This window comes from Caulobacter segnis, assembly GCF_031454995.1.
GTDB lineage: Bacteria > Pseudomonadota > Alphaproteobacteria > Caulobacterales > Caulobacteraceae > Caulobacter > Caulobacter segnis_E.
Genome location: NZ_JAVDRV010000003.1, coordinates 213700 through 238111, shown reverse-complemented (window position 1 = coordinate 238111; position 24412 = coordinate 213700). Strand labels below are relative to the sequence as shown.

The window sequence follows — 24412 nt, the reverse complement described above, 5'->3', positions numbered from 1 at the left end:
CGGATCCAGCTTTCGCATCATAGGTTACGCCTACCGTAGGCCCAGGCTACTCGCCTTGGCCCTGATACGGAAAGGCGGCGCTGCGCGGATGCAAGTCCCTGAAAAAACGAGACGAACGCCACGGCAATCGCGTTCGGAGGCGACGGTCGAGGCCATTCTCGAGGCGGCCTTTCAACTTCTGGAGCAGGGCGGTGTCGAGGCCCTGACCACCAACCACATCGCCGAGCGCGCGGGGGTCAGCGTCGGTACGCTCTACCAGTACTTTGGGGGCAAGCAGGCGATCCTGGCGGCCTTGGCCCATCGCAAGGCCGAGGCCGCGCGCGACCGGATCGCCGATCTGGTCATCGCGCGTCCGGAACTCGGCGCCGTCAGGCTGATCGTGCGCACCTTGGCGACCGCCTTCGAGGGGGCGCCCGACACCCGCCGCGCCCTGCTGGACGCCCTGTTGCTGGACGAGGGCGAGGCGGTGATGGCGCGCCATCACCAGTCGTTCTTCGCCGCCATCGCCGGCAAGGCGGCGTTGGGTTTCGACCTCTCGCCAGAGGCGGGGTTCGTGCTGACCCACGCCGTCGTCGGCCTGTTGCGGGCGGCCACGGTCGAGCAGGACCTGGCGCTCGATCCCCAGCGGCTTGAGGACGAACTGGTGCGCTTGATGGAGGGCTACATTTCGGCGCTGGCGGCGGCAAAAAACGCGCCCCGGTAGAGTTCGCGTCGACTCTTCGACGGAACTGTAGCGGGAAGGTGACGTTGTTTTCGCCGGGTGGGGCCTCGACGGAGAGTGAACATGACCAACAAGATCGCCCTGCTCGCCGCCGCCGCGTCCCTGACGTTCGCCGGCGCCGCCTTCGCCCAGAGCACCACTTCCACCGGTTCGACCTCGATGGGTACGCCCTCGACGGGCGCGCCCACCGCGCCGGGGCAAACGCTCCCGGGCCAAACGACTACCACGCCGGGTCAATCGACGACGGCTCCCGGCCAGATGACCGCGCCGGGCCAGACCATGACCAGCCCGGGCGCCACCTCGGCCGCGCCGGGATCCTCGATGACTTCGCCCTCGGCCAACACCGCCGACAGCGCCGCGACCCCCAGCTCGGCCAATGTCGCCAGCTTCAAGGTCGGCTCGGCCGTGAAGGACGCCCAAGGCGTTCCGGTCGGCCAGATCAGCGGCACCAGCACCGGCGCCGACGGCTCGACCAACGTCATCGTCACCAATGGCGGCGTGAAGTTCGCCCTGCCGGGGAACAGCCTGAGCGCGGGCGCGGACGGCAGCGTCTCGACCACGGCCACCAAGGCCCAGATCGACGCCACCGTCGCCGGCGCCAAGCCGCAGTAAGCCATCGTTTTCAAAGACGGTGATAAGGAGGCCCGCTCGGCATTGCCGAGCGGGCTTCTCGCTGCTAGCGATGGCCTGCAAAGGGGCGGTTTTCCGCCGACTTGGGGTTCCCGTATGCCTCCGGCCAATAAGACCAAGCGTGGGTCCAACTCGCTGCTTTGGGATCTTCTGACGTTCGATCGCCTGGTCACCGGGCCGGTGATTCACTTCATCTACTGGGCGGGCCTGGGCGTCGTGGCCCTGTTCGGCTTCTCGGTCGTGGGCGCCGCCGTGGGCTTGGCGCTGAAGGAGCCGGGCGTCGGCTCGCTGCTGCTGGCCTTCCCCGTGCTGGTGGCCGGTCTTCTGGTCGCCGGCGCGCTGGTCCTGCTGTGGCGGGCGTTCTGCGAGTTCTACGTCGCCATCTTCCGCATCAGCGAAGACCTTCGCGCCCTGCGCCAGACCAGCGACGCCGACCACGCCGCCTTCCTGGCGCGCCGCCAGGCTCAGTCGGCGGAAGTCCCTGTTTCGCAGGACTGACTCGTTCAGCGCGCCAGCGTTTTCAGCCGCTCGCGTAGGGTCGTCAGCGCCTCTAGCGGCAGGTCCAGCGCGCAGAACAGCTTTTCCGGAACACTGACCGCCTGCTCCCGCAGCGCCTGGCCTTTTTCGGTCAAGGCCACGATCACCCGCCGCTCGTCGCCCGGGTCGCGGTGGCGCTCGACGAGGCCGCTCGCCTCCAGCCGCTTGAGCAGCGGGGTCAGGGTGCTGGAATCGAGATCCAGCGCATCGCCCAGGGCGCCCACCGTGCGCGGGCTTTGCTCCCACAGCACCAGCATGGCCAGGTACTGCGGATAGGTCAGGCCAAGCGCGTCCAGGATCGGCCGATAGAGCCGCGTCATCCGGTTGGCCGCGCCGTAAAGGGCGAAGCACAGCTGGTTGTCGAGACGCAGAATCTCGACAGGGCTTTCGGATGACGCGGGTGTCTCTGTCATGTCGACTGGCTTACGCCGCCTTGACGCTGATGGCCACGTCGACATTGCCGCGCGTGGCGTTGGAGTACGGGCAGACCTGGTGAGCCGTGGCGACCAGCGCTTCGGCGTCGGCCTGGCTGAGGCCTTGGGTCTCGACTTCCAGCGCGACTTCCAGCGCGAAACCCGCGCCGGCGCTGGCGAGGCTGACCTGGCCCGTGACGGTCGAACCGGTGAGGGCGATCTTCTGCGTGCGGGCGACGTGCGCCATGGCGCTCTGGAAGCAGGCGGCGTAGCCGGCGGCGAACAGCTGCTCCGGATTCGTGCCGGTTTCCTTGCCGCCCAACGACTTGGGCATCGATAGTTGAACGTCCAGCAGGCCGTCCTCGCTGCGGGCGTGGCCTTCGCGGCCGCCGACGACGGTGGCGCGGGTGGTGTAGAGGGTGGTCATGGCGAAACTCCTCGCTCTCGAATGATGTGAGCGATTTAATCGTGCGCGACATAACTTCAAGAGCAGTGCCGCAAAAAAGATCGCGCGCGATCTATTTAGATCTTCCCCCAGCGGGGGAGGATTTGGGGGCGTCGCTTTCTAAGCGGCCCAGGCCGCCGCGAAGCGGCGCAGCAGCGAGCGGGCCAGGCTGTCCTTCTCGCTCTCGCGGGCTTCCAGGCGCAGGAAGAGGTCGCCAGCGCGGTGGTTGGCGCGGGCGGGCAGGCCCTGACCAGTCAGGCGGACCAGGCCGCGATCGGCGGCCTTGGTCGAGATCCAGGCCTGACGGGGACCCAGCGGCGTATCGGCCTCGACCCGGCCGCCCTCGGCCAGCACGCGCGGGGCGACCTTTCCGGTCAGCCACAGGTCGTCTCCGCGCACCAACGCGCCGTCCAGCGGCCGGTGGCGGACCTCGAACAGCACGTCCATCAGCCGCACCTTGTCGCCGGCGCGCAAGCCAGCCGGCAGCTTCAGGCGCAGGCGGCGGCCGTCGATCGACAATTCCTCCGCCCCGCCGGCGACGGCGGTGGCTATGTCGATATCCAGAAAGGCGCGGTCGGCGACCGGCGGCGCGGCCAGGGTCGGGGGGAAATTCGTCGGACGCGCCAAGGCGTCCTGAAGCAGGCGGTAGGCCGCCTGGACGTCGCGAAACAGCGCCGCGTCGCCGGTCGGGCGATCGGGGTGGGCCCGCTTGGCGGCCTCGCGATAGGCCTTGCGCAGCGCGCGATCGTCCGCGTCCGGCCCAACGCCGAGCAGGGCGCGGGCCGCGAAAAGCGTCAGAACTGGGCCTTTGGCGGTCATGGCCGCGACCCTGCCGCCCGGATGGTCAACGGGGCGTTAAGTTAAGACTTTAGCTTACGGAGTCGGGGCTGTGGCCCCTCGCCACGGGCGGGCCTATATGAAGCGCATGAGCGCCGACCAGACCCTGATCCCCGCCTCGCCCAGCCAGGACGACTATGTCCGCCAGGTCACCGAGGCCACCCCGCCCCCGCTTCTGTCGGAGACGGATCCCTTCGCCCTGTTCGCCGAGTGGCTGGAGGACGCGGGTAAGAAAGAGCTCAACGATCCCAACGCCATGACCGTCTCGACGGTCGACGCCGACGGCATGCCCGACTCGCGGATGGTGCTGCTGAAGGACTTCGACCCGCGTGGTTTCGTCTTCTACACCAACACTCACAGCGCCAAGGGGCGGGAGCTGGCGGCCAATCCCAAGGCCGCGATCCTGTTCCACTGGAAGTCCCTGCGCCGCCAGGTGCGGATCCGGGGTCTGGTCGAGCCGGTGACCGAGGCCGAGGCCGACGCCTATTTCGCCAGCCGCGCCCGTCACAGCCAGATCGGCGCCTGGGCCAGCGACCAGTCCCAGCCGTTGCCCGACCGCCTGGCGCTCGAAAAGCGCGTCGCCGAGATGGGCCTGAAGTTCGGCTTGGGAAAGGTGCCGCGTCCGCCGCACTGGTCGGGCTATCGGATCGTCCCGATCACCCTTGAGTTCTGGCGCGATCGCCCGTTCCGTCTGCACGAGCGGTTGGTCTTCGACCGCGTCGCCGACGGCTGGACCACCAAGCGGCTGTTCCCCTAGGCCAGCCGGTACTGGCCGCCTAGCCCATCGCCTTCGGCCAGAACGCGGCCTTCCTTCACCAGCTGATTCATGTGGGCCAGGACAGACAGCGCCGCGGCCGGGTGCAGGCGCGGATCGACGGCCGCGTACAGGCTGGGGACCATGGCCGGGATCGAGGTGAAGCCCGCGCCCAGCGCCTCCAGGATCTGCGCCTCGCGGGCTTGGCGGTGAGCGATATAGGCGTCGATGAAGGGCGTCACTTCCCGCACCGGCGCGCCGTGAGTCGGCCAGAGCGTGTCGAAGTTCCGCGCCCGGACCTTGGCCAGGCTGGCGAAATAGTCGCCCATGTCGCCGTCCGGCGGCGTGATCACCGTCGTTGACCACCCCATGACGTGGTCGCCGGAAAAGAGGGCGTTCTCCTCCTTCAACGCGAAGCAGACGTGATTGGAGGTGTGGCCCGGCGTCGCCACCGCCTCCAGCGTCCAGCCGGGGCCGCTGATCACGTCGCCGTCGGCGAGCTCGACGTCGGGACGGAAGCGATCGTCGGCGCCTTCCTCCAGACCCGGCGCGGCGGCCTCGCTATGATCGGGCGGCGCGGGACGGCCAAGGACCTTGGCGCCGAACAGCTCGGCCAGCGGGCGGGCGAGGGGGCTGTGGTCCAGATGGTGGTGGGTGACCAGCACGTGGCTGACGCGCTCGCCGGCCAGCGCCGCCTTCAGCGCCTCGAAGTGTTCCGGCAGGTCGGGGCCAGGATCGATCACCGCCACCTGGCCCTGGCCCACGATGTAGACTCCCGTGCCGGTGTAGGTGAACGGCCCGGGATTACGGGCGATGACCCGTCGGATCAGGGGCGAGACCTGATCGCAACGCCCGTACTCGAAGGCCAGCTCGCGGACGAAGGGGATCATGCTGTCGCTCCGTTCGGGCCTCTCGTCGTGGCGCCGGTCTTGCGCTGGAGGCCCTCAAGTATCCTCGGGGGCTCGGACCATGGTGACGGACACGGCGATTTTTGTTTCAAAACGGCTCCAGCGCGCGGCCTTCGCGGTCCTCTGTATCACGCTGGCGCATTTCGCCCTGGCCAGCTGTCATGCCGAGCCGACGCCGATGGCCGCGCGGGAAACCTTCGCCTTCTAGCCTAGGCCGGCAGCACGCCGGAAAGATCGTAGCCGGCGTTCAGGCCCTGCCCGACCAGCGTCTGGCGGTCCGCCCCCGCCAGGGCCTGGCCGATCGACCAGGTGACGATCGAGCGCGTGCCCGAACGGCAGAAGGCCAGCACCGGCCCGTCCGCGGCCTCGACCGCCTCGCGCACCGTCTCGACCTGATCCGGCGTCGGCCCGCCGCGCACGGGAACATAGAGATAGTCCAGGCCCGCCGCCCGCGCGGCGGTTTCCATCGCCGCGCTCGACGGCTGGCTCGGGTCCTCGCCGTCGGGCCGATTGTTGATCACCAGAACGAATCCCTCCGCCGCGGCGCGGGCCATGTCGGCCTCGGAGACCTGAGGGCTGACCGAAAGAGAGTCGGTGACGCGTCGAAAATCGCTCATGGCTCCGCCAAACTGACTTGTCGCGACGCCGTCCGTCGCGGCGACATTCTCGCGACCAACCGGCGCCTAGACAATGGTCAGGTCAGTCAGCCGGCGCCCGCTAAGGGGGCGGCGCGACGGTTATCTTTCCGGTGTTTGTGTCAAAAATATAAAATCCAGACCCTGAATTTGGCGCGAACGGGGCGGAAAGTTGCTCAAGTCAAGATGGTTCAGGCGTGGCTTCGCCTCAAGCGGTGGCGGCCGATCTTCGCGCTAACGGCGGTATTTTGGGCTGGAATAGTTCTTCCTAAACAAGGGGCTGTGGAAATTTTTCTTCGCTTCCGGCGGGTTCAGCGACATCCGTCGAGCCGTGGTCGCCAGAAATTGGGGCAAACTGTGGCCCATTTGCGACAGGTCGTCGTCATGTGGATTACAGTTTTGCAATGACAATTGACCCTCGGGCGCGCCGCCTCCTAACGTCTCCTTAACCGGGGTTTTGTTCCGGGACACCAGGAGTCTGGTGGCGCAATTCGGCGGTTTTCCGCTCCGGGCGGGACAAAGTTTCTAGAGGGGCTTGTCCGGCTCGCCGCCCGCGCCACGCACAGAGGGGTAATAGAATGACTTTCATTAAGGGTGGCGCTCGCGCGCGCCTGATGTCGACGACGTTGTTGGCTGGCCTTGCCGTCGTCGCAGCGCCCGCGGCCGTTTTCGTCGGCGCAAGCGTGGCTCCGACCGTCGCCATGGCGCAGGACTACACCAGCGGCAACTTGAGCGGGACCGTCACGGACGACGCCGGCAAGCCTATCGCGGGCGCCACGGTCAGCGTGACCTCGACTCAAGGCTCGACGCGTACGACGAAGACCGACGCCGATGGCGGCTACCGCATCCCGGCGCTGTCCGTGGGCGGTTACAGCGCCACGATCTCGGCGGCTGGCTTCCCCACGCTCGAAAATCAATCGATCCGGGTCGCTCCGGGCAGCTCGTCCTACGCCTTCACCCTGAGCAACCAGTCGGTTTCCGAACTGGTGATCACGGCCACGCGCAAGACCCAGGACTTCTCGAAGACCGACACCGGTCTCGTGGTTGACGTGCAGGACCTGGCCAGCCGCGTGCCGCTGGGCCGCAGCATCAATGCCGCCGTCCTGCTCGCCCCGGGCGTGGGCATCGCTGACCCCTCGATCGCCGCCAATGGCGTGCGCCGCAACCAGTCGGCCGTGACCCTGTCGGGCACCTCGGCCGCTGAAAGCGCATACTACATCAACGGCATCAACGTCACCGACCAGCGCAACTTCCTAGGTTACGCGGACCTGCCGTTCGAAGCCATCCAGGCCGTCGACGTGAAGACCGGTGGCTACCAGGCCGAATTCGGCCGTGGCACCGGCGGCGTCATCAACATCGTGACCCGTTCGGGCTCGAACGAGTTCCACGGCGGCGTCAGCACCTACTGGACCCCGAATTCGCTGCGCGCCAAGCGCGGCGAGGCCTATGCGCCGGGCGGCAACAACTCGGTTGGTCAACTGGTCCTAAACCAGTATTCGAAGGCGGATTCGAGCGAGCAGACGGTCTGGGCCAGCGGCCCGATCATGGAAGATCACATCTTCTTCTTCCTGCTGTACAACGCCCGCCAGAGCAAGAGCTGGGGCGCCGCGAGCTTCGCAAACCCGACCACGGCGACCGGCACCATTACCCGGACTAAGTCGAACGATCCGCGCTGGATCGGCAAGTTCGACTTCGTGCTGAATGAAAACCACAAGCTCGAAGCCACGATTTTCTCTGACACGACGACGACCGACTACAACCCTTACAACTTCGCGCGCTCGAACTACACGATCGGTGCGGCGTTGAACAATTACTACCAGAAGTCCGGTGGTCTGAACCAAATCTATAAGTATACGGGCGTCTTCGCCGACTGGTTCACCCTCTCGGGCACCTATGGTCGTATCCGCAGCGACCAAAAGGACTACGGTGCGAATGTCAACGTGCCGGGCATCATCGATCAGGGCGCGCTGTTCGGCGGCTATGCCACGGGCGGCCGCCAAGGCGGGCCGTTCAACCTGGAAGGCGTCGATCTCCGCAAGACATACCGCGTCGACGGCGACTTCTACTTCAAGCTTCTGGGCGACCACCACTTCCGCGTTGGCTATGACCGGGAGGACCTGACCTCAACGGCCGTTAGCGCCTACTCGGGCGGCGCGCTCTACACCGCCTACTCGCAAGCGTCCTGCCCGGACGGTGCGTCGAGCTTCGGTTGTGTTGGTGTGGTGACCTTCGCGAACATCGGTTCCTTCACGGCTCGCCAAACCGCCGCCTATGTTCAGGACTCGTGGGAGGTGACGCCCAACTTCAGCCTGCAGCTGGGTTTGCGCGCCGACATCTACAACTACAAGAATTCGTCGGGTCAGTCGTACATCAAGATCGACAACCAATTGGCGCCGCGTATCGGCTTCAACTGGGACCCGACCGGCAATGGCGACGACCGGATCTACGGCTCGGTCGGCGACTACTATCTGCCGATCGCCACCAACACCTCGATCCGCGCTTCGTCGGGTGAAGTCTATACCGAAGCCTACTATCAGACGACGCGTAGCGGACCGTGCCTGAGCAACAATACCGCCGCGGCGCCCAACAACTGCGCTCCGCTCACGGGCATCAGCGCGGACGGATATCCTGTTCTTGGCGCTCAGATCGGCGCGACCGACTACTACAGCCCCCCCGGTGGTCCTGACCCGCGCACCGTCACGGAAGATGGCCTCAAGCCGATGTACGAGCGCGAGTTCGTCCTGGGTTACGAGCACCGCTTCCGCGAAGGCATGCTGTCCGACTGGACCTTCGGCGCCCGCGCCGTCTATCGTCAACTCAAGAGCACGATCGAAGATACCGCCATCGGCGACGCTGTTTCGCGCTACTGCGCGCGTAAGAGCATCGCCACCTGCAATGATCCCAGCGTCTATCCGTATGTCCTGGTCAATCCGGGCGACGGCGCCCGCGTCTTCATCGATCTGGAAGGCGACACCACGAAGATCGGAGCGGCGGCCAATCCGGCCTACAATCCGCAGTGGATCGACCTGACGGCTGAGGACATGAAGCTCCCGAAGACCAAGCGGGAGTATAAGGCCCTCCAGCTCACCTTCGAGCGGGCGTTCGACGGCAAGTGGGGTCTGCAAGGCTCGTACGTGCTGGCTAAGTCGAAGGGCAACTACGAAGGCGCCGTTAAGTCCGACGTGGGTCAGACCGATACCTCGATCACCCAGGACTTCGACCACTACGCCAACACCGTCGGCGCTTACGGCAACCTGCCGAACGACCGCCGCCACACCTTCAAGGTGTTCGGCACCTACGCTCCGGTCGAGCGCCTGACCATCGGCGCGAACTTCACGGCGCAGTCGGGTCGTCCGTATGGGTGCATCGGCTACCTGCCGCAGTCGATCGATCCGCTGGCCCCGAACTCGGGCACGCCGTCGGCTTGGTACTGCCCGCTAGGCACGGCCAAAGGCACCGCCGGTTCGGCTAACGCGTCGATCCCGCTCCAACTGGCTGCCGCGGGTCAGCCGAACGTCTCGTACAACAGCATCATGACTCCTCGCGGCGCCTCGGGCCATACGGACTGGAACTACCAGGTCGACCTGAGCGTCTCGTATCGCATCATGGAAAGCGATACGAAGGGCAGCCTGGTGGCCGTTATGGACATCTTCAACCTGCTGGACGGCGACAAGGTCACTCGCGTCGTTGAACAGGGCGAAGTCCGGACCTCGGCTTCGGGCGTTAAGGGCGTTCGGGCTCCTTACTACGGCCTGCCTCGTACCTATCAGTCGCCGCGCACCGTGCGCTTCGGCCTGCGCTACGCCTTCTAAGCGTAGCCTTCATTTGGACTACGGAAGGGCCGCCCTCGGGCGGCCCTTCTTTTTTGCGCGGCGGTGATGGATGGCTGGAGGGAGGCCACGGCTCTGGCCGATCGCCTTCTTCACCCCCAAAAGAGGGGACGGGCCAGCTCGGCCAAGCGCCCGCGTCACTCGCCCGGTGGGCTGAAATGCCGAAGGCGGACGCTGGATTGGCGACGCTTGGACCAGGGTATTTCCCGATAGGGGAAACCGCTATCGGATCGAAAGCGCCTCAGTCGGGAGAGGCAGCCGGTGGGAAACCAAAAAGGCCGTCGGAGGACCCTCCGACGGCCTTCGCCGCTAGGCGATGTTTCGGAAGCGCGCCGGCCCCCTACCGCACCGGCGTGTCCGCCAGCACCGACGCCCCGCCGGGCGCGGCCCGCAGGCGGGCGTGGACCATTTCGTCGAGGATGGCCTGCGAGCGGGGATCGCCCAGCACCCAGGCCGCCGCCGCCAGGGTCTTCATCGAGGTCTCGCTGACGCCCAGCAGCTTCTCCAGCGCCTCGAACGGCGATTGGCCGCCATCCATGCGCTTGAGCCGCACGTCGCCGTTCAGCTTGGCCAGGGCCTTGGCCTTGTCGATCGCCTGGTAGAAGCCGCCCAGCTCGTCGACGAGGCCCAGCTGCTTGGCCTGCTCGCCGGTCCAGACACGGCCCTTGGCGATCTCGCGCACGCGGTCGGCGGGCAGCTTGCGGCCCTCGGCGACGCGGGCGATGAAGCCGGCGTAGATGCGGTCCATCCAACCGGCGAACTTGGCGCGCTGTTCGGGCGTGAAGCCGTCGCCCGAGCCGAACGCCTGGGCGTAGTCGCCGCCGACATGCAACTGCTTGGTGTCGACGCCAAAGCGGGCCAGGGCGTCGCCGATCGCGAACTTGCCGCCATAGACGCCGATCGAGCCGGTCAGGGTCGAGGGCTGGGCGATGATCGAGTCCGCCTGGCTGGAGATCCAGTAGCCGCCCGAGGCCGCGTAGGTCCCCATGCTGACGACGACGGGCTTGCCGGCGGCCCTGGCCGTCTTCATGGCCGCCAGGATCTGTTCCGAGGCCGTGTCCGAGCCGCCGGGCGAGGAGACGCGGAAGACGATCGCCTTGACGTCCTTGTCCTCGGTCGCGTCGCGGAAGGCCTTGGCCACGTCGTCGGAATAGACATTGCTCTCGCCGCCGAACGGCGAGCCGCCGCCACTGGTCCCGGTGACGATCGCGCCCTCGGCGCCGATCACCGCGATCGCCGGGCCGGTCTTCACCGCCGGCGGCTTGTTGCGCGAGCCGTAGTCGTCGAAGTCGATCAGCTTCGATCCCTTGCCCGCCTTGTCGAGGGCCATGGCCTGGATGTCGCTGACCTGGCCCACCTTGTCGATCAGGCCCTTGGCTTGCGCTTCTTGCGCGCTGTAGGGGCCGTCCTCGAGGACGCGGGTCAGCTGGACGGGGTCGCGCTTGCGATCGACGGCGGCGCTGACCAGGGCCGTCCGATAGACCGAGCCCATCCACGACAGCGTCGATTCTCGGTGGGCCGGCGTGTAGTCGCTGTAGAGATAGGGATTGACCGCGTTCTTGTACTCATAGCGCTGCTCGTAGTCGGCCTTGACGCCGTACTTGTCGAAGAAGCGCTTGAAGAACATCGACTCGCTGGAGACGCCCACCGCCTGGAAGCTGCTGTCGGGCTGCATCCAGAACTCGCTGGCCGACGCGCCCAGCATGTAGGTCGAGGTCACCATCCCGGAGGGATAGAGGCCCTGGCTATGGGCGTAGACCGGCTTGCCGCCGACTTCGCGGAAGTGCTTGAAGGCCAGGCGCAGTTCGTCGGCGGCCGCGGGCGCGACGCCGCCCTCGGGCAGGCGCACCAGGATGGCGCGCACCTTGTCGTCCTTTTCGGCCCGCCGCAGGGTCTCGATGATCGACATGATGGAGTCGCCGCCGCCGCTCAGCGAGGCGAAGGGGTTCCTGGGCGCCTGGTCGCTCAGGCCTTGGCGCAGGTCCAACTGCAGGACGGCGTGGGCCGGCGTGGGGGCGGGGCGAGCCGCGCCGGCGGCCATCACGACAAGGAGGAACGGAACTCCGACCACGAACAACAGAAGGCCGACAAACACGCCGGCGACGGTCAGAAAGAACTGCTTCATCGGAAGTCCCGTTGGGAGGTGTCGGACACAAGCTACCCGGTGTCGCCGACGGTTCCAAATGAAGAGCGCGCAATGCCGGGCGGCTTCGCGCGCGGCCGAGGCCGGCGCCTTGGCGCGGATCCGTAAAATCCTGTTTTTTCGGCAGGTTTCCCGCTTCTGGCTAGCGGGGAGGAAATGGTCGGAGTGGCAGGATTTGAACCTGCGACCCCTGCGTCCCGAACGCAGTGCTCTACCAGACTGAGCCACACTCCGACTTGGAGGCCGGCCTTATAGGAGGGTGTTTCGGAGGGCGCAAGCGCCTTTTTCGACGTTCGCGCGACGGCCCGAAAAAAGTTCGAAAATGGCCTGTTGCATCCATCCGAGTCGTGAGCTATCTCCACCGCCTCGCCGGGCCCTGACGGGTCTCGCCGTTCCTGCTGGGGAATGGTGTAATGGTAACACTGCGGTTTTTGGTACCGTCATTCTAGGTTCGAGTCCTAGTTCCCCAGCCACTTTCTTCCCGATTAGTTCTGAAGAGCCGCCGAGTTTCACTTGGCGGGGCGTCGGCTTGTCTCTTCGCGGCGCCGCGCCACTCCACGGCGCGCGCATCGGCTTGGGGCGGCGCATCTCCTTCAAGTCGGGGGCCGGTCAAGTCGGGGGCGTCCAGGCAAGGCCTCATCGTTCGTCGCGTCGATCGTGTGACGAACCACCTCCCAATCGCTTCTTCGATGGTCGAGCCTTTCTCGTCAAAATCCAGATAAGCAATATCTCAATCGACGGGAGCGCGAGTGCTGGTGACGCGATTCAACGTTCGCGTGTTTATTGCCGCCCAAGGTGTGAGTGACTGATATTCGTACTGTGATCGTCGTTCGCGCGCATGATCCTATTTCGCGGTTGCGAAATGGGCCTGCGTTTACGCTGTTTTCGCCGCGTGGGCCGGGCTTAGAGCGAGGTCGTCAGCGTTATAGTTGACGGAAACTTTCCTCGTTGAACGCGCTCATCCACAATCGATTGCTAAGCTTTAACACGAATCAATCAGATTTATCGGTCTGAACTACTTGTTTTTCTCAAGCGAAGGTGTAATTCCGGGCCAATAGGGGAATGGAGTTGTGATCGTGGAAGACAAAGCGACCCTAATCGAGCTTACGGCGGAAATCGTCGCCAATTATGTGGCCAACAATTCTACGCCGGTCTCGGAGCTTCCGGCTTTGATCCGCGCCACGCACGACGCGCTGGCTGGTATTGGCGCGCCGCCGGCTCCGGCCGTGGAGGCCGTGACCAAGGCGACGCCGGCTCAGATCCGCAAGAGCATCACGCCCGAAGCCCTGATTAGCTTCGAGGACGGCAAGCCCTACAAGACTCTCAAGCGCCACCTCACCACCCACGGCATGACCGTGGCCGAGTACAAGGCCAAGTGGGGTCTGCCCAACGACTATCCGACGACCGCTCCCGCCTACAGCGAGGCGCGCTCGAAGATGGCCAAGGCCCTGGGCCTTGGACAGGGCGGTCGCAAGGGCAAGGCGCCGCGCTCGCGCAAGGCGTAGAGCCCATCCAGTTTGGATGGGGCCATCCAGGCTAGAGAGACACGCTCCAAATCATGGGCTTGGAGCGCGTTGCTTGAGCCTAGCGGGCGCTCTAGGGCTCGCGGCGGCGCCAAAGGCGTCGCACGGTTTCCCGGCGGGAAAGAAGAGGGGGCGTCACGACGCCCCCTTTTTCGCGTTAGGCGCGGAATTGGCTTGGAGCGCGCTGCTCCGAAGGGGCTCTAGGCGACGCCGCGCGTGTCGGCGTGATCGACGACGGGATCGATCGACAGCGCCTTGCCCAGCACTTCCACGAGACGAGGGATTTCGACGGGTTTGGCCACGATCCCGTCCATGCCGGCCTCGGCGTAGAGGGTGCGTTCGTGCGTCAGCACGCTGGCCGTGACGGCGATGATCGGCGTGCGGGCGCGGCCCGTCGCCTTTTCTCGGGCGCGGATCATCTGGCTGGCCTGGACGCCATCCATGATCGGCATGTGGATATCCATCAGGATCGCGTCCCAGTTCTCGCGATCCCACATGGCCAACGCGTCGCGGCCGTCCACCGCGAACTGGGCCGCCACGCCCAAATGCCCAAGCAGGGTCAGCAGCACGGCGCGGTTGGTCTGGTTGTCGTCAACGACCAGGATCCTTGGCGCGTCGGATGGCGCGGCGTCTGGTCCGGCGATGCCGCTCTTGGGGGCCTGGTCATCCGCCGGGCTCACGCGCGGCATCGGCAGGGTGACGGTGAAGCAGGCTCCACCCCCTTCGGCGTGCGAATAGGCGATCGAGCCGCCCATCAACTCGCTTAGAGTCTTGCAGATCGCCAGACCAAGGCCCGACCCGCCGGCGCGGCGCGTGCTGGAGCTGTCGAGTTGGGCGAACTTCGTGAAGAGACGGTCCCGCTCCGCCTCCGGGATGCCGCCGCCGCTGTCGATCACCCGCGCGATGATGGTCTTGTCGTCACCCTCCACGAACACCCGCACGGCGCCGGCGTCGGTGAACTTGATGGCGTTGGCGATCAGGTTCGACATCACCTGCCGCAGACGGTCGGAGTCGCCCAGACGCCAACCCTGGGCTTGGCTGGTGATCTCCAGGCTGAACTCGAGGTCCTTGTCGCGAGCCAGGCCGCCATAGAGCTGGCGCAGGGCGTCCAGATGGGCGGAGAGATCAAACGGCGCCGGGGTGATCTCCATCTTGCCCGCCTCGACCTTCGAAATGTCGAGGATGGCGTTGATCACGTTCAGCAAGGTCTGGCCCGAGGCGGTGATCGTATCCAAGCGTCGGCGCTGTTCGGGCGTCAGCTCTCCGGCCGCCATGATCTGCGCCATGCCCAGCACGCCATTGAGGGGCGTGCGGATCTCGTGGCTCATGGTGGCCAGGAATTCGGTCTTGGCGCGGTTGGCTGTCTCGGCCGCGAGAGCCAGTTCCTGGGCCTCGGTCTTCAGGCGGCGGTTCTCGGTCAGCTCGCGCTGCAGGTCGGCGTTCAGCGCCTCGCTAGCCAGGCGGGCGCGGACTTCGCGTCGCACGACGCCGCGCATCAGGGTGGACATGCCGAAGGCCGCGAACGCTCCGGCCAGTCCGACGAAGGCGTAGTTGTTGATCGTGTCGCCCGGCGCTTTCTGGGCCATCCACACCAGGCCGATCACCGCGGCGCTCACGCTGCCCAGCGCCACCCGCCGAGAGGGCGCCGAGGTGGCGAAGACCAGCCCCATCAGCACGAAATAGACGAGCTTCATCGGCTCGAAATGCAGGATCTGGTAGGCGAGGACGTTGGACAGGAACAGGGCGTTCATGCCCAGGGCCACGGCCTCGAGCCCCAGGCCGACGATCCGGCCGCGGCCCAGCGCCCACCAGGCGCCGAAGCCGTAGAGGCAGGCGGCGACCGACAACCCCTGAAGGATCAGAAGATAGAGATCCTTCTCGTAAAAGGGATGAGACAGGCTGATCAGCGCGTAATAGACCGCGCTGGCGATCAGGTACCCGCGCACGATCGGCACGTAAGCGCGCATCAGCGCGACTTCCGCTCGCCGATCGGAACTGGCGTCCTTGACTTGCAATCCCTGTCCTCACTGGCCTCCGGGTGAGGATATACAGGGCTAGGTTAAGCTTTATTTCGAAAACGACTCAAACACCGCTGAGCGACATGCCAGGCGCGTCGGGTGGCGTCGCGCCGCCGCCGTTCAGGGGCCTCTGCATCCAAACCAAGTCCAGCCAACGGCCGAATTTGTGGCCCATATCTGGGAAAACGCCCTTCTTTTCAAAGCCGAGGGCGGTGTGCAGGGCGATCGAGGCGGTGTTGCCGCTGTCGCCGATGACCGCGCACATTTGTCGCAGGCCTAGGGCTTCGCAGGCGTCGATCAGGGCTTGGAGCAGGGCTCGTCCGACGCCGTTCCCGACCGCGTCCGGCGAGACATAGATGCTGTCCTCGACCGTGTAGCGGTAGGCCGCCCGCAGCCGGAAGGGGCCGGCGTAGGCGTAGCCCACCACCTTGCCGTCAAGCTCGGCGACCAGATAGGGCATGCCGCGCGCGAGGAAGCCCTCGCGCCGCCGCGCCATCTCCGCCGCGTCGGGCGGCGTCTCCTCGAAGGTGCCGAAGCCGTTCAGGACGTTCCAGCCGTAGATGGCCGTGATCGCGGGGACGTCGGCGTCGGCGGAGGGGCGGATGATGACCGTCCCGCTCACGCCTTGGTCCAGCCCTTGTCCACCGCCCAGACGGCGAAGGCGTAGTCCAGCGCGATCTCCTTGAGGAAGTCGAACCGCCCCGAGGCCCCGCCGTGGCCGGCGTCCATGTTGATCTTCAGCAGGACGGGATTGCCGCTGGTGGTGTGCTCCCGCAGCTTGGCCGTCCACTTCTCCGGCTCCCAGTAGGTCACCCGGGGATCCGAGAGGCCGCCCGTCGCCAGCACCGCCGGATAGGGCTTTGCCGTGACATTGTCGTAGGGGCTGTAGCTGGCGATGTAGTCGTAGGCTTCCTTGTCCTCCAGCGGATTGCCCCATTCGGGCCATTCCGGCGGGGTCAGCGGCAGGGTGGTGTCGCTCATCGTGTTCAGCACGTCGACGAACGGCACCGCCGCGATGATCCCGGCGAACAGGTCCGGGCGCATGTTGCTGATCGCGCCCATCAGCATGCCGCCGGCCGAGCCGCCATAGGCCACCGTGCTGGCCGGCTTGCCGTAGCCCGCCGCGTGCAGATGCTCGGCGCAGGCGATGAAGTCGGTGAAGGTGTTCTTCTTCTTGAACTTCTTGCCGTCCAGGAACCAGCCCCAGCCCTTTTCCGAGCCGCCACGCGGGCAGGCGGTGGCCCAGATCCAGCCGCGGTCGACCAGGCTGAAGTTGCGGATCGAGAAGCTGGGCTCCATGGCGATGCCGTAGCTGCCGTAGCCGTACAGGAGCAGCGGCGCCGAGCCGTCCAGCTTGGTCCCCTTCTTCATCAGCACGAAGATCGGCACCTCGGCGCCGTCGGCGGCCTTGGCGTTCAGGCGGCGGGTCTCGTACTTCGACGGATCGTGGCCGGAGGGGATTTCCTGCGTCTTGCGCAGGGTCCGCTGACGGCTCTTCATGTCGTAATCGAACCACTGCCGGGGCGTGGTCATCGAGTTGTAGACGAAGCGGACGGTGTCGGTGTCGTACTCGTAGCCGCCCTCCAGTGACAGAGCGTAGGCCGCCTCGTCGAAGCCGATGACATGTTCGGCCCCGTCCTGGGCCGTGACGGTGACGCGGTTGAGGGCGTCGACCTTCTCAAGGCGCACGAACCAGCGCTTGAAGGCCATGGTCCCGGAGATCAGGCGGCCCGGCTGGTGCGGGATCCAGTCCTTCCAGTTCGCCTTGCCGGTCGCGGCCTCGGGGGCGGTGACCAGCTTCCAGTCGACCGCGCCGTCGGCGTTGGTGCGGATCACCCAGTGGTCGTTCCAATGCTCGACCTCGTAGCGGACTCCGACTTCGCGCGGGTGGAAGATCACCGGCTTGGCGGTCGGATCGGCGGCCGGGATGATCAGCGCCTCGCTGGTCTCCTGGTTGCCGCACGAGATGACGACGTACTTGTCGGAGCTGGTCGCGCCGACGCCGATGAAGAAGCCTTCGTCGGGCTCGTCATAGATCAGCACGTCGTCCTTGGCCGTCCCCCGCGCGGGGCGGCGATAGATCTTGGCCGGACGGCCGTTGTCGTCCCGGAAGGTCCAGAACAGCCACTGGCTGTCGGGCGAGAAGCAGAAGTCGCCTGTCGTGCTGTCGACCGGGCTCTCCAGGACCTTGCCGGTCGCCAGGTCCTTGACCTGGATGCGATAGACTTCCGAGCCCTGCTCGTCGACGGCGAAGGCGTAGAGCTTGTGGTCCGGCGAATGGGTGGCCGCGCCGACTTGGTAGAAGGCCTTGCCCTTGGACTCCTTCTCCTCGTCGAGCAGGACTTCCTCGGCGCCGCCGGCCACCGGCTTGCGGGCGTGAATCGGGTGCTGCGCGCCCTTGTCATAGCGGGTGTAGTACTCGAAGGGACCGTCCTTGGCCGGGACGCTGGCGTCGTCCTCCTTGATCCGCCCCTTCATCTCCTCGAACATTTTTTGTTGAAGAGCGTCGGTCGAGCCCAGCATGGCCTTGGTGTAGGCGTTCTCGGCCGTCAGGTGTTCCTTGACGTCGGCCTTGATCAAGCTGGGGTCGCGCAGGACCTTCTGCCAGTTGTCATCCTTCATCCAGGCATAGTCGTCGGTCCGCGCGCGGCCCAGTTGCTCGATCGTCTTGGGAGTCTTCTTGGCGACCGGAGGCGTGGGGCGGGCGGCGGATGAGGACATGGGTGATCCGAAAGCTATTCCAGGAAGGACTGTGGAAGACGAGGTAAGCGCGGCGGCGGCGCTCGTCATCATCTGGCGGCGATTCATGCGAGAAATTTCCCCGTAACCCTGCTCAACGCGCGACCGCGGCAGAACGACAACTTGCGGTGCGAAAAACCTGTGGTCAAACTCCCGAAGCGGTCGGGCGCATGAGTTTTTTGTAAGCGTAACGAAGGGGGCGACATGGCGTGGGATCTGTCCGTCGACCTGATCAAGGCGACGGTGCAACTGGAGCAACCGCTGGGCGATGGCTCGCGCACGGTTGGCACGGGCTTCCTGGTGTCGGACCCGACGCCGGACGGCAAGCCGCGCACCATCCTGGTCACCGCCGCCCACGTCCTCGAGAAGATGCCGTCGATGTCGGCTCGGATCGGCTACCGCATCCAGGGCTCCGAAGGCGTCTGGCGCTACGATCCGGAGTCCCTGAAGATCCGCGACGGCGACCATCCGCTGTGGACCAAGCACCCGACCCGCGACGTCGCGGTCATGGTGGTCGAGGCTCCGCCCGAGTTCGCCAAGGCGGCGATCCCGCTGAACTACCTGGCCCAGGACGACACCTTCAACAAGTACAACCTGGGTCCCGGCGACGAGATGATGGCGCTGGGCTTTCCGCGCGGGCTGTCGGCCAATCCGGCGGGTTTCCCCATTCTACGGTCGGGCCGCGTCGCCTCGTATCCGCTGGCGCCGGCCACCAACTTCCCGACCTTCCTGATGGACTTCTCGGTGTTCCCCGGCAATTCGGGCGGGCCCGTCTTCATGGCCGAGGGCGCGCGTCGTCGGCCGGGAGCTAGCGAGAGCCAGGAGGTCCAGTTCGTGGCGGGTCTGCTGACCCAGCAGGTCGAGCTCTCCGGCGAGCGCCTGGAGATCGGCATCGTCACCCACGCCAAGTTCATCCGTGAAACCTTGACGCTGCTCGACAATGTCCCTGGCGCGACGGTCACCCAGGCGCGGGCGCCGAAACCCGAGCCCGCCATGCCCGGCGCGACACCGGCCGTCGCCGTATCGGCCATGGCGATGGGCGCGTCCCACTAGTTCGGAACAGACCCTGGCGCTGGCCGTTTCTCCTGCAACCACAACACCACCGCAGGAGATAGCCATGAGCACCAATCGTGTCGAAGGCGCCGTCGATAAGGGCGTGGGCGCCGTCAAGGAATCCGTCGGCAAGATGACCGACAACGAACGCCTCGAAGCCGAGGGCGCGGCCCAGAAGGCCAAGGGCGACATCCAGAACAAGGTCGGTAAGGCCCAGGACAAGATCGGCGACGCGATCAAGCGCTGAACCCCGTCCTATGACTGACGAAACGGCCGCCGGAGCGATCCGGCGGCCGTTTTGCTGTCGTGGGCCCTGATTTGGCGCTTGCCTTGCCGTCGAAGCTGCCCCTCCGATACGCGGCAAAAGTGGCTTGAGCGCCCCCCGCCGGTTTGGTTGTTGGGCGTGCGTTATGGGAGGGGTGAGGATGCGTATTTCCGCGAAGGCGTGTGCGGCGGTCATGATCTTGGCGATGGCGTCGCCGAGTTGGGCCCAGGACTATTCCCAGTTTTCGGACGCCGCGATCGAGCGGGAGCTGGCCGCGAAGGCCGACGTCACGATGTTCGAGATGGTGCCGATGCGCGACGGCGTGCGTCTGGCCACGAACGTCTATCGGCCCAAGGGCGCCAAGGGGCCTCTGCCGACCATCCTGATCAAGACCCCTTACAACGAGCTGTCCTACAAGGTCGGCGGCGGCCGCAACGCCCTGGAGGCGATCAAGCGCGGCTATGCGCTGGTGCTGCAGAACGAGCGCGGCCGGTTCTATTCCGAAGGCGACTGGGAGATCCTCGGCAAGCCCCAGACCGATGGCTACGACACCCTGACCTGGATCGCCAAGCAGCCCTGGTCGAACGGCAAGGTCGGCACGCGCGGCTGCTCGTCCTCGGCCGAGTGGCAGCTGGCCCTGGCGGCACAGAACCACCCCGCCCACGCGGCCATGGTCCCTATGGCCTCAGGCGCCGGCATCGGCAAGGTCGGCGAGTTCGAGGAGCAGGGCAACTGGTACACCGGCGGCGTGCCGCGCAACCTGTTCTTCGTGTGGCTCTACGGCGTCGACAATCCGCTGAACCCGCAGCCGCCCAAGGGCCTCGACCAGCCGACCATGGCCCGGATCGCCCGCTACAACGACCTGGCGCCGAACAAGCCCGTCGTGGATTGGCCCAAGCAGATCCGTCACCTGCCCGTGGCCGACATGCTCAAGGACCTGGGCGAGCCGACCGGCACGTTCGAAGAGCTGATCAACCGCAAGGGGCCGGCCGACCCGGCCTGGCGCAAGGGTGGCCTCTATCACGACGACATGGGCTGGGGCGTGCCGTCCCTGTGGTTCAATTCCTGGTACGACGTGTCGATCGGGCCGAACATGGCCCTGTTCAACCACGCCCGGACGGTGAACTCCGACAAGGAGGCCAGCGCCAACCAGTATGTGGTCGTGACGCCGTCGAACCATTGCGGCTTCAATTCCCGCGTCCTCAGCGGCCCCTACAAGTCCGGCGACCGGGCGCTGGGGTCGATCGACTTCGACGCCGAGAAGGAGGTCTACGCCTTCTTCGACCGTTGGCTGAAGGGCGATGCGGCCGCGTTCTCGGCTTCGACGCCGCCGGTCCGCTACTACTCGATGGGCGCCAACGCCTGGCGCGAGAGCGCCCAATGGCCGCCCCAGCAGGCCAAGACGGTGCGCTTCTACCTGCGCTCCAGCGGCCGCGCCAACAGCCTGAACGGCGACGGCAAGCTCTCGACCGCCGCGCCCGCCGCCGGCGAGAAGCCCGATCGCTATGTCTATGACCCGGCCAACCCGGTGCAGACCATCGGCGGCGGCGACTGCTGCAATGGCGGCCTGGTGATCGCCGGCGCCTTCGACCAACGCCCGATCGAGGCGCGCGACGATGTGCTCGTCTACACAAGCGAGCCCCTGACCGAGGCCATGGAGGTGACGGGCTTCGTGCGGCCGGTGCTGCACGTGTCCTCGGACGCCAAGGACACGGACTTCGCGGTCAAGCTGGTCGATGTGGCGCCGGACGGCACGGCCTACATCATCGGCGACACCATCATGCGCGCTCGCTATCGCGACGGCTACGACAAGCCCAAGATGCTGGCGCCGGGCGCGGTCAGCGTCGTGAAGCCCACGCCAATCACGACCAGCAACACCTTCCTGCCGGGGCACCGGATCCGCATCGAAATCACCTCGTCGAACTTCCCCAAGTTCGTCCGCAACCTGAACACCGGCGGCGACAACGAGCAGGAAGCGAGCTTCGTGGTCGCCCGCAACGCGGTTTACCACGCGGCGGGCCAGGCGTCCTATGTCGAGCTGCCGGTCGTGCCGGCCAAGTAGGGTTCGGGGGCGGGGAGGTCGGGCGCCTAGAGCGCCTCAGACCTCCTCGTAGGTGGCCGCGTAGTCGACCGGGAAGTTCACCGACCGGGCGATGAAGCAGACCTTGTGGATCTCGTGATGGATGGCGTCGGCCTTGGCGAGGTCGGCGCCATGCTCGACGACGATGTGAGGCCGCAGCGTCGCGCGCAGAAAGCGACCGGCGCCGTCCGGCGTGCTCTCGCCGACGCCGAGCGGCTGGTCGCGATAGCCGCGCACGACAATCCCGGCGTTCGACGCCAGGTGCAGGTACCACAGCATGTGGCAGGCGCTCAGCGAGGACAGCAGTAGGTCCTCGGGATTGTGCAGGGTCGGGTCGCCACCCAACAGCGGGTCGTTGGAGCAGGCGATCGGCGGCTTGCCCGGCGTGCGCACCTCCCAGGTGCGGTCATAGCCCTTGTAGGTCCGCGTGCCCTGGCCGCGATCCCCGGTCCATTCGATCAGGCTGGTGTAGTCGTGCTGCTTGGCCATGGTCAGCGCTCCTCCGGCGGGACGTCCTTCAGCCGCGCGGTCATCGCGGCGATCTCTTCGCGGTTCCAACGGCTGTGTTTGCGCGTCTGGCTGGCCGGATGGAAGAGGAGGCCCAGTGAAATGTCCGGATGCCGGTAGGCCTTTTCCGGTCTGATAGGCCGTCGCGCCAAGCCGCCGCCGCAGGTTGGGCAGACGTTCCTCAGTACATCATCGGCGCACGCGACGCAGTAGGTGCACTCGTAGCTGCAGATCCGCGCGTCCAGCGTGTTCGGCGGCAGGTCGCGATCGCACAGTTCGCAGTTGGGGCGGAGTTCGAGCATGCCAATCTCCCAGCGGTGGTCCGCTCGCTAGCGCGAACGGCCACTGGGAGAAATGACGGTGATCCCTCGATTTCGGACGGGCCTCAGGCCCCGTAGATGACCGAGATGGTCTCGGCGACGCAGGCGGGACGTTCCTCGCCCTCGATCTCGATCGTGCACTCGTTCTTCATCTGCAGGCCGCCGGCCTTGGGCTCGACGCTGACCAGCTTCTGGCGCATGCGCACCCGCTTGCCGACCCGCACCATGCCGGTGAAGCGGACCTTGTCGCAGCCGTAGTTGATGCCACGCGTGACGCCGGTGACGCGCAGGATGCCCGCGCCCAGCATCGGGATCAGCGAGAGGGTCAGAAAGCCATGGGCGATCGGGCCGCCGATCTCTTTCGTGGCGCGTTCGACGTCGACGTGGATCCACTGGTGGTCGCCGGTGGCCTCGGCGAACAGGTTCACGCGCTCCTGGGTGACTTCGACCCAGTCGGACACCCCAAGCTCCTGGCCCACCAGGCCGGCGAGGTCGGCGTAGGCGACTTCCTTCATGGCGATTTCTCTCCCAAACATTTGTTTGGATAGAGACCAGCCCGCGCCGCTCAGGTCAACCGGAGAAGGTGCTCACGACCAGCCAGACATTGGCCGCCGAGATCACCACGAACAGGAACCAGGCCACCGCCTTGGTGATCCAGCCGTTGGCGAACGCGCCCATCAGCGCCTTGTCGTCGGTGAAGCGCAGCAGCGGCCAGATGGCGAAGGGCAGCTGGGCCGACAGCACCACCTGGGTCAGCACCAGCAGCTTGCCGACCGAGTGCTCGCCCAGGGTCAGGACGCCGATCAGCGCCGGGACGATGGCCAGGCCCCGGGTGATCAGCCGCCGCTGCCAGCAAGGGATCTTCAAGTTCAGGAAGCCTTCCAGGATCACCTGGCCGGCGATGGTGCCGGTGAAGGTCGAGCTCTGGCCCGAGGCGAACAGGGCGATGGCGAACAGCACGCCGGCCAGGGCGCCGTCGGTGACGGGCGCCAGCAGCTGGTGCGCCTCCTCGATGCCGGCCACCTCGGTCAGGCCCGAACCGTGGAAGGCCGAGGCGGCCAGGACCAGGATGGCGGCGTTGATGAAAAGCGCCAGCAGCAGCGAGACGACGGTGTCGATCGTCGAGAGCCGGATCGCCGCCCGCTTCCCCGGCTCGTCGGCGGGCGTCAATCGCGTCTGCACGATCGAGGAATGCAGATAGAGGTTATGCGGCATGATCGTCGCGCCCAGGATGCCGATCGCCAGGTACAGGGCGTTGCCCTGCTGCAGCGCGTCGAGCGACGGGACCAAGCCGCGCGCCACCTCGCCGGCGTCTGGCGGGGCCAGGATCAGCTGGACCAGGAAGCAGATCCCGACCGTCGAGATCAGGCCCAGGATGATGGCTTCCAGCTGGCGGAAGCCTTTTCCCTTCAGGCCGAGCACGATGATTGTGTCCAGCGCCGTCAGCAGCACGCCGCCCCACAGCGGAACGCCCAGCAGCAGCTTGAAGGCCAGGGCCGTGCCCAGCACCTCGGCAATGTCGCAGGCGATGATGGCCAGCTCCGCCAGCAACCACTGGACCTTGACGGCGCGCGGCCCGAACTGGTCGCGCGACATGCGGGCCAGGTCCTTGCCGGTGACGAGGCCCAAGCGCATCGACAAGGTCTGCAGCACGATGGCCGCCAGGCTGGACAGCACCACGACGAATAGCAGGGAGGTCCCGTAGCGGGCGCCGGCCTCAATGTCGGTGGCCCAGTTGCCGGGGTCCATGTAGCCGACGCTGACCAGCAGGCCAGGCCCGGCCACCCGCAGCATCCGCTTCCAGGTCGGCAGGCCGTCGGGCACGGCGACCGCGCCGCGCACCTCCGACGGACAGAACGGGGCGGTGGCGGTCTTGGGGAGGCGGTCGAGCAGGGCGGCGAACATGCGGCCTAGTTAGGGGCGCGTCGCCAAGCTTGTCAGCCCATCGCCCGGAACTTAGGCGAGACTGCTCGCCTAGGAGGCGAATTTAGCGCGCCCGCCGATTTCCTGCGCCGGCCAGGGAACAGGCCGGAACGGCGGCGGCGCTGGAACCT

General features: G+C 66.4%; 22 protein-coding genes, 2 tRNA genes and 1 pseudogene. 11 read left to right on the top strand and 14 right to left on the bottom strand.

Features of this window, described 5'->3' with window-relative positions; translation table 11 throughout:
• Window positions 1-88: 88 nt before the first annotated feature.
• From J2728_RS13375 to J2728_RS13365, 3 genes are all read left to right on the top strand, one after another.
• Complete coding sequence (locus J2728_RS13375) at window positions 89-703, top strand: TetR/AcrR family transcriptional regulator (RefSeq protein ID WP_309999825.1); 615 nt, start codon at window positions 89-91, stop codon at window positions 701-703.
• Window positions 704-784: 81 nt separating this feature from the next.
• Window positions 785-1333: a hypothetical protein gene (locus tag J2728_RS13370; RefSeq protein ID WP_309999824.1), complete on the top strand. Its 549-nt coding sequence runs from the start codon at window positions 785-787 to the stop codon at window positions 1331-1333.
• A 114-nt stretch (window positions 1334-1447) separates the two neighbouring features.
• Window positions 1448-1849 carry a DUF4282 domain-containing protein gene (locus tag J2728_RS13365; protein WP_309999822.1) on the top strand — a complete coding sequence of 134 codons (402 nt, stop codon included), beginning with the start codon at window positions 1448-1450 and terminating at the stop codon, window positions 1847-1849.
• Between the two features lie 5 nt (window positions 1850-1854).
• Here the strand turns inward: J2728_RS13365 and J2728_RS13360 are convergent, their stop codons facing one another.
• From J2728_RS13360 to J2728_RS13350, 3 genes are all read right to left on the bottom strand, one after another.
• Entirely contained in the window at window positions 1855-2301 is a 447-nt protein-coding gene (locus J2728_RS13360) for a MarR family winged helix-turn-helix transcriptional regulator (RefSeq protein ID WP_309999821.1), read from the bottom strand.
• A gap of 10 nt (window positions 2302-2311) precedes the next feature.
• Window positions 2312-2728, bottom strand: a complete 417-nt coding sequence (locus J2728_RS13355) for an organic hydroperoxide resistance protein (protein ID WP_309999819.1) — start codon at window positions 2726-2728, stop codon at window positions 2312-2314.
• Window positions 2729-2866: 138 nt separating this feature from the next.
• The gene (locus J2728_RS13350) at window positions 2867-3565 is read right to left on the bottom strand and encodes a DnaJ domain-containing protein (RefSeq protein ID WP_309999817.1); all 699 of its coding nucleotides are present in this window, start codon (window positions 3563-3565) and stop codon (window positions 2867-2869) included.
• Between the two features lie 106 nt (window positions 3566-3671).
• On the opposite strand from J2728_RS13350, the gene pdxH reads away from it, so the two are divergent.
• Window positions 3672-4340 carry a pyridoxamine 5'-phosphate oxidase gene (pdxH, locus tag J2728_RS13345; protein ID WP_310000114.1) on the top strand — a complete coding sequence of 223 codons (669 nt, stop codon included), beginning with the start codon at window positions 3672-3674 and terminating at the stop codon, window positions 4338-4340.
• Here the strand turns inward: pdxH and J2728_RS13340 are convergent.
• A complete protein-coding gene (locus J2728_RS13340; RefSeq protein ID WP_309999815.1) occupies window positions 4337-5227 on the bottom strand; it encodes an MBL fold metallo-hydrolase in 891 nt (296 codons plus the stop codon). The two genes, pdxH and J2728_RS13340, sit on opposite strands and share 4 nt — an antisense overlap.
• Before the next feature lie 79 nt (window positions 5228-5306).
• Between J2728_RS13340 and J2728_RS13335 the strand changes: the two genes are divergently transcribed.
• Window positions 5307-5453: a hypothetical protein gene (locus J2728_RS13335; protein WP_309999813.1), complete on the top strand. Its 147-nt coding sequence runs from the start codon at window positions 5307-5309 to the stop codon at window positions 5451-5453.
• A gap of 1 nt (window position 5454) precedes the next feature.
• Here the strand turns inward: J2728_RS13335 and J2728_RS13330 are convergent, their stop codons facing one another.
• Complete coding sequence (locus J2728_RS13330; protein ID WP_309999812.1) at window positions 5455-5862, bottom strand: TIGR01244 family sulfur transferase; 408 nt, start codon at window positions 5860-5862, stop codon at window positions 5455-5457.
• A 701-nt stretch (window positions 5863-6563) separates the two neighbouring features.
• On the opposite strand from J2728_RS13330, the gene J2728_RS13325 reads away from it, so the two are divergent.
• Window positions 6564-9692 carry a TonB-dependent receptor gene (locus tag J2728_RS13325; RefSeq protein WP_309999811.1) on the top strand — a complete coding sequence of 1043 codons (3129 nt, stop codon included), beginning with the start codon at window positions 6564-6566 and terminating at the stop codon, window positions 9690-9692.
• A gap of 358 nt (window positions 9693-10050) precedes the next feature.
• On the opposite strand, the gene sppA is transcribed toward J2728_RS13325, so the two are convergent.
• Together sppA and J2728_RS13315 are read right to left on the bottom strand one after the other, a co-directional pair.
• Window positions 10051-11835 (bottom strand): signal peptide peptidase SppA, encoded by a 1785-nt coding sequence (gene sppA / locus J2728_RS13320; RefSeq protein ID WP_309999810.1) that lies wholly within the window; start codon window positions 11833-11835, stop codon window positions 10051-10053.
• Window positions 11836-12010: 175 nt separating this feature from the next.
• Window positions 12011-12087 (bottom strand) — tRNA-Pro (locus tag J2728_RS13315).
• 165 nt (window positions 12088-12252) lie between these two features.
• On the opposite strand from J2728_RS13315, the gene J2728_RS13310 reads away from it, so the two are divergent.
• Both J2728_RS13310 and J2728_RS13305 read left to right on the top strand, forming a co-directional pair.
• A tRNA-Gln gene (locus J2728_RS13310) sits at window positions 12253-12326 on the top strand.
• Window positions 12327-12929: 603 nt separating this feature from the next.
• The gene (locus J2728_RS13305) at window positions 12930-13358 is read left to right on the top strand and encodes a Ros/MucR family transcriptional regulator (RefSeq protein ID WP_309999809.1); all 429 of its coding nucleotides are present in this window, start codon (window positions 12930-12932) and stop codon (window positions 13356-13358) included.
• A gap of 218 nt (window positions 13359-13576) precedes the next feature.
• Here J2728_RS13305 and J2728_RS13300 read toward each other — a convergent pair whose 3' ends face one another.
• The 3 genes from J2728_RS13300 to J2728_RS13290 form a co-directional block, all read right to left on the bottom strand.
• Window positions 13577-15343, bottom strand: a complete 1767-nt coding sequence (locus tag J2728_RS13300) for an ATP-binding protein (protein ID WP_309999807.1) — start codon at window positions 15341-15343, stop codon at window positions 13577-13579.
• Between the two features lie 115 nt (window positions 15344-15458).
• Entirely contained in the window at window positions 15459-16016 is a 558-nt protein-coding gene (locus J2728_RS13295) for a GNAT family N-acetyltransferase (RefSeq protein ID WP_309999806.1), read from the bottom strand.
• Window positions 16013-18202 (bottom strand): S9 family peptidase, encoded by a 2190-nt coding sequence (locus J2728_RS13290; RefSeq protein ID WP_309999805.1) that lies wholly within the window; start codon window positions 18200-18202, stop codon window positions 16013-16015. Before J2728_RS13290 ends, J2728_RS13295 begins: the two co-directional genes overlap by 4 nt.
• Before the next feature lie 135 nt (window positions 18203-18337).
• Between J2728_RS13290 and J2728_RS13285 the strand changes: the two genes are divergently transcribed.
• The 3 genes and pseudogenes from J2728_RS13285 (at window position 18338) to J2728_RS13275 (ending at window position 21513) form a co-directional block, all read left to right on the top strand.
• A complete protein-coding gene (locus tag J2728_RS13285; protein ID WP_309999803.1) occupies window positions 18338-19186 on the top strand; it encodes a trypsin-like serine peptidase in 849 nt (282 codons plus the stop codon).
• A 58-nt stretch (window positions 19187-19244) separates the two neighbouring features.
• A pseudogene (locus J2728_RS13280) lies at window positions 19245-19447 on the top strand (CsbD family protein).
• 164 nt (window positions 19448-19611) lie between these two features.
• Window positions 19612-21513, top strand: a complete 1902-nt coding sequence (locus J2728_RS13275; protein ID WP_309999802.1) for a CocE/NonD family hydrolase — start codon at window positions 19612-19614, stop codon at window positions 21511-21513.
• 36 nt (window positions 21514-21549) lie between these two features.
• Here J2728_RS13275 and J2728_RS13270 read toward each other — a convergent pair whose 3' ends face one another.
• From J2728_RS13270 to J2728_RS13255, 4 genes are all read right to left on the bottom strand, one after another.
• The gene (locus tag J2728_RS13270) at window positions 21550-22020 is read right to left on the bottom strand and encodes an OsmC family protein (RefSeq protein WP_309999800.1); all 471 of its coding nucleotides are present in this window, start codon (window positions 22018-22020) and stop codon (window positions 21550-21552) included.
• Between the two features lie 2 nt (window positions 22021-22022).
• Window positions 22023-22340, bottom strand: coding sequence for a DUF1272 domain-containing protein (locus J2728_RS13265; RefSeq protein WP_309999799.1), 318 nt, complete (start codon window positions 22338-22340; stop codon window positions 22023-22025).
• Between the two features lie 83 nt (window positions 22341-22423).
• Window positions 22424-22873: a MaoC family dehydratase gene (locus tag J2728_RS13260; protein WP_013080433.1), complete on the bottom strand. Its 450-nt coding sequence runs from the start codon at window positions 22871-22873 to the stop codon at window positions 22424-22426.
• A 55-nt stretch (window positions 22874-22928) separates the two neighbouring features.
• Window positions 22929-24263 carry an Nramp family divalent metal transporter gene (locus J2728_RS13255; RefSeq protein ID WP_309999797.1) on the bottom strand — a complete coding sequence of 445 codons (1335 nt, stop codon included), beginning with the start codon at window positions 24261-24263 and terminating at the stop codon, window positions 22929-22931.
• Window positions 24264-24412: the final 149 nt, after the last annotated feature.

Bases quoted from the DNA above. Each gene is read 5' to 3' on its own strand.
- J2728_RS13330 (WP_309999812.1), bottom strand. From the start codon at position 5,862: ATGAGCGATTTTCGACGCGTCACCGACTCTCTTTCGGTCAGCCCTCAG.
- J2728_RS13290 (WP_309999805.1), bottom strand. From the start codon at position 18,202: ATGAATCGCCGCCAGATGATGACGAGCGCCGCCGCCGCGCTTACCTCG.
- J2728_RS13275 (WP_309999802.1), top strand. From the start codon at position 19,612: ATGCGTATTTCCGCGAAGGCGTGTGCGGCGGTCATGATCTTGGCGATG.
- J2728_RS13350 (WP_309999817.1), bottom strand. From the start codon at position 3,565: ATGACCGCCAAAGGCCCAGTTCTGACGCTTTTCGCGGCCCGCGCCCTG.
- J2728_RS13340 (WP_309999815.1), bottom strand. From the start codon at position 5,227: ATGATCCCCTTCGTCCGCGAGCTGGCCTTCGAGTACGGGCGTTGCGAT.
- J2728_RS13360 (WP_309999821.1), bottom strand. From the start codon at position 2,301: ATGACAGAGACACCCGCGTCATCCGAAAGCCCTGTCGAGATTCTGCGT.
- J2728_RS13370 (WP_309999824.1), top strand. From the start codon at position 785: ATGACCAACAAGATCGCCCTGCTCGCCGCCGCCGCGTCCCTGACGTTC.
- J2728_RS13300 (WP_309999807.1), bottom strand. From the start codon at position 15,343: ATGCGCGCTTACGTGCCGATCGTGCGCGGGTACCTGATCGCCAGCGCG.
- J2728_RS13260 (WP_013080433.1), bottom strand. From the start codon at position 22,873: ATGAAGGAAGTCGCCTACGCCGACCTCGCCGGCCTGGTGGGCCAGGAG.
- pdxH (WP_310000114.1), top strand. From the start codon at position 3,672: ATGAGCGCCGACCAGACCCTGATCCCCGCCTCGCCCAGCCAGGACGAC.
- J2728_RS13335 (WP_309999813.1), top strand. From the start codon at position 5,307: ATGGTGACGGACACGGCGATTTTTGTTTCAAAACGGCTCCAGCGCGCG.
- J2728_RS13265 (WP_309999799.1), bottom strand. From the start codon at position 22,340: ATGCTCGAACTCCGCCCCAACTGCGAACTGTGCGATCGCGACCTGCCG.
- J2728_RS13375 (WP_309999825.1), top strand. From the start codon at position 89: ATGCAAGTCCCTGAAAAAACGAGACGAACGCCACGGCAATCGCGTTCG.
- J2728_RS13285 (WP_309999803.1), top strand. From the start codon at position 18,338: ATGGCGTGGGATCTGTCCGTCGACCTGATCAAGGCGACGGTGCAACTG.
- J2728_RS13270 (WP_309999800.1), bottom strand. From the start codon at position 22,020: ATGGCCAAGCAGCACGACTACACCAGCCTGATCGAATGGACCGGGGAT.
- J2728_RS13355 (WP_309999819.1), bottom strand. From the start codon at position 2,728: ATGACCACCCTCTACACCACCCGCGCCACCGTCGTCGGCGGCCGCGAA.
- sppA (WP_309999810.1), bottom strand. From the start codon at position 11,835: ATGAAGCAGTTCTTTCTGACCGTCGCCGGCGTGTTTGTCGGCCTTCTG.
- J2728_RS13365 (WP_309999822.1), top strand. From the start codon at position 1,448: ATGCCTCCGGCCAATAAGACCAAGCGTGGGTCCAACTCGCTGCTTTGG.
- J2728_RS13255 (WP_309999797.1), bottom strand. From the start codon at position 24,263: ATGTTCGCCGCCCTGCTCGACCGCCTCCCCAAGACCGCCACCGCCCCG.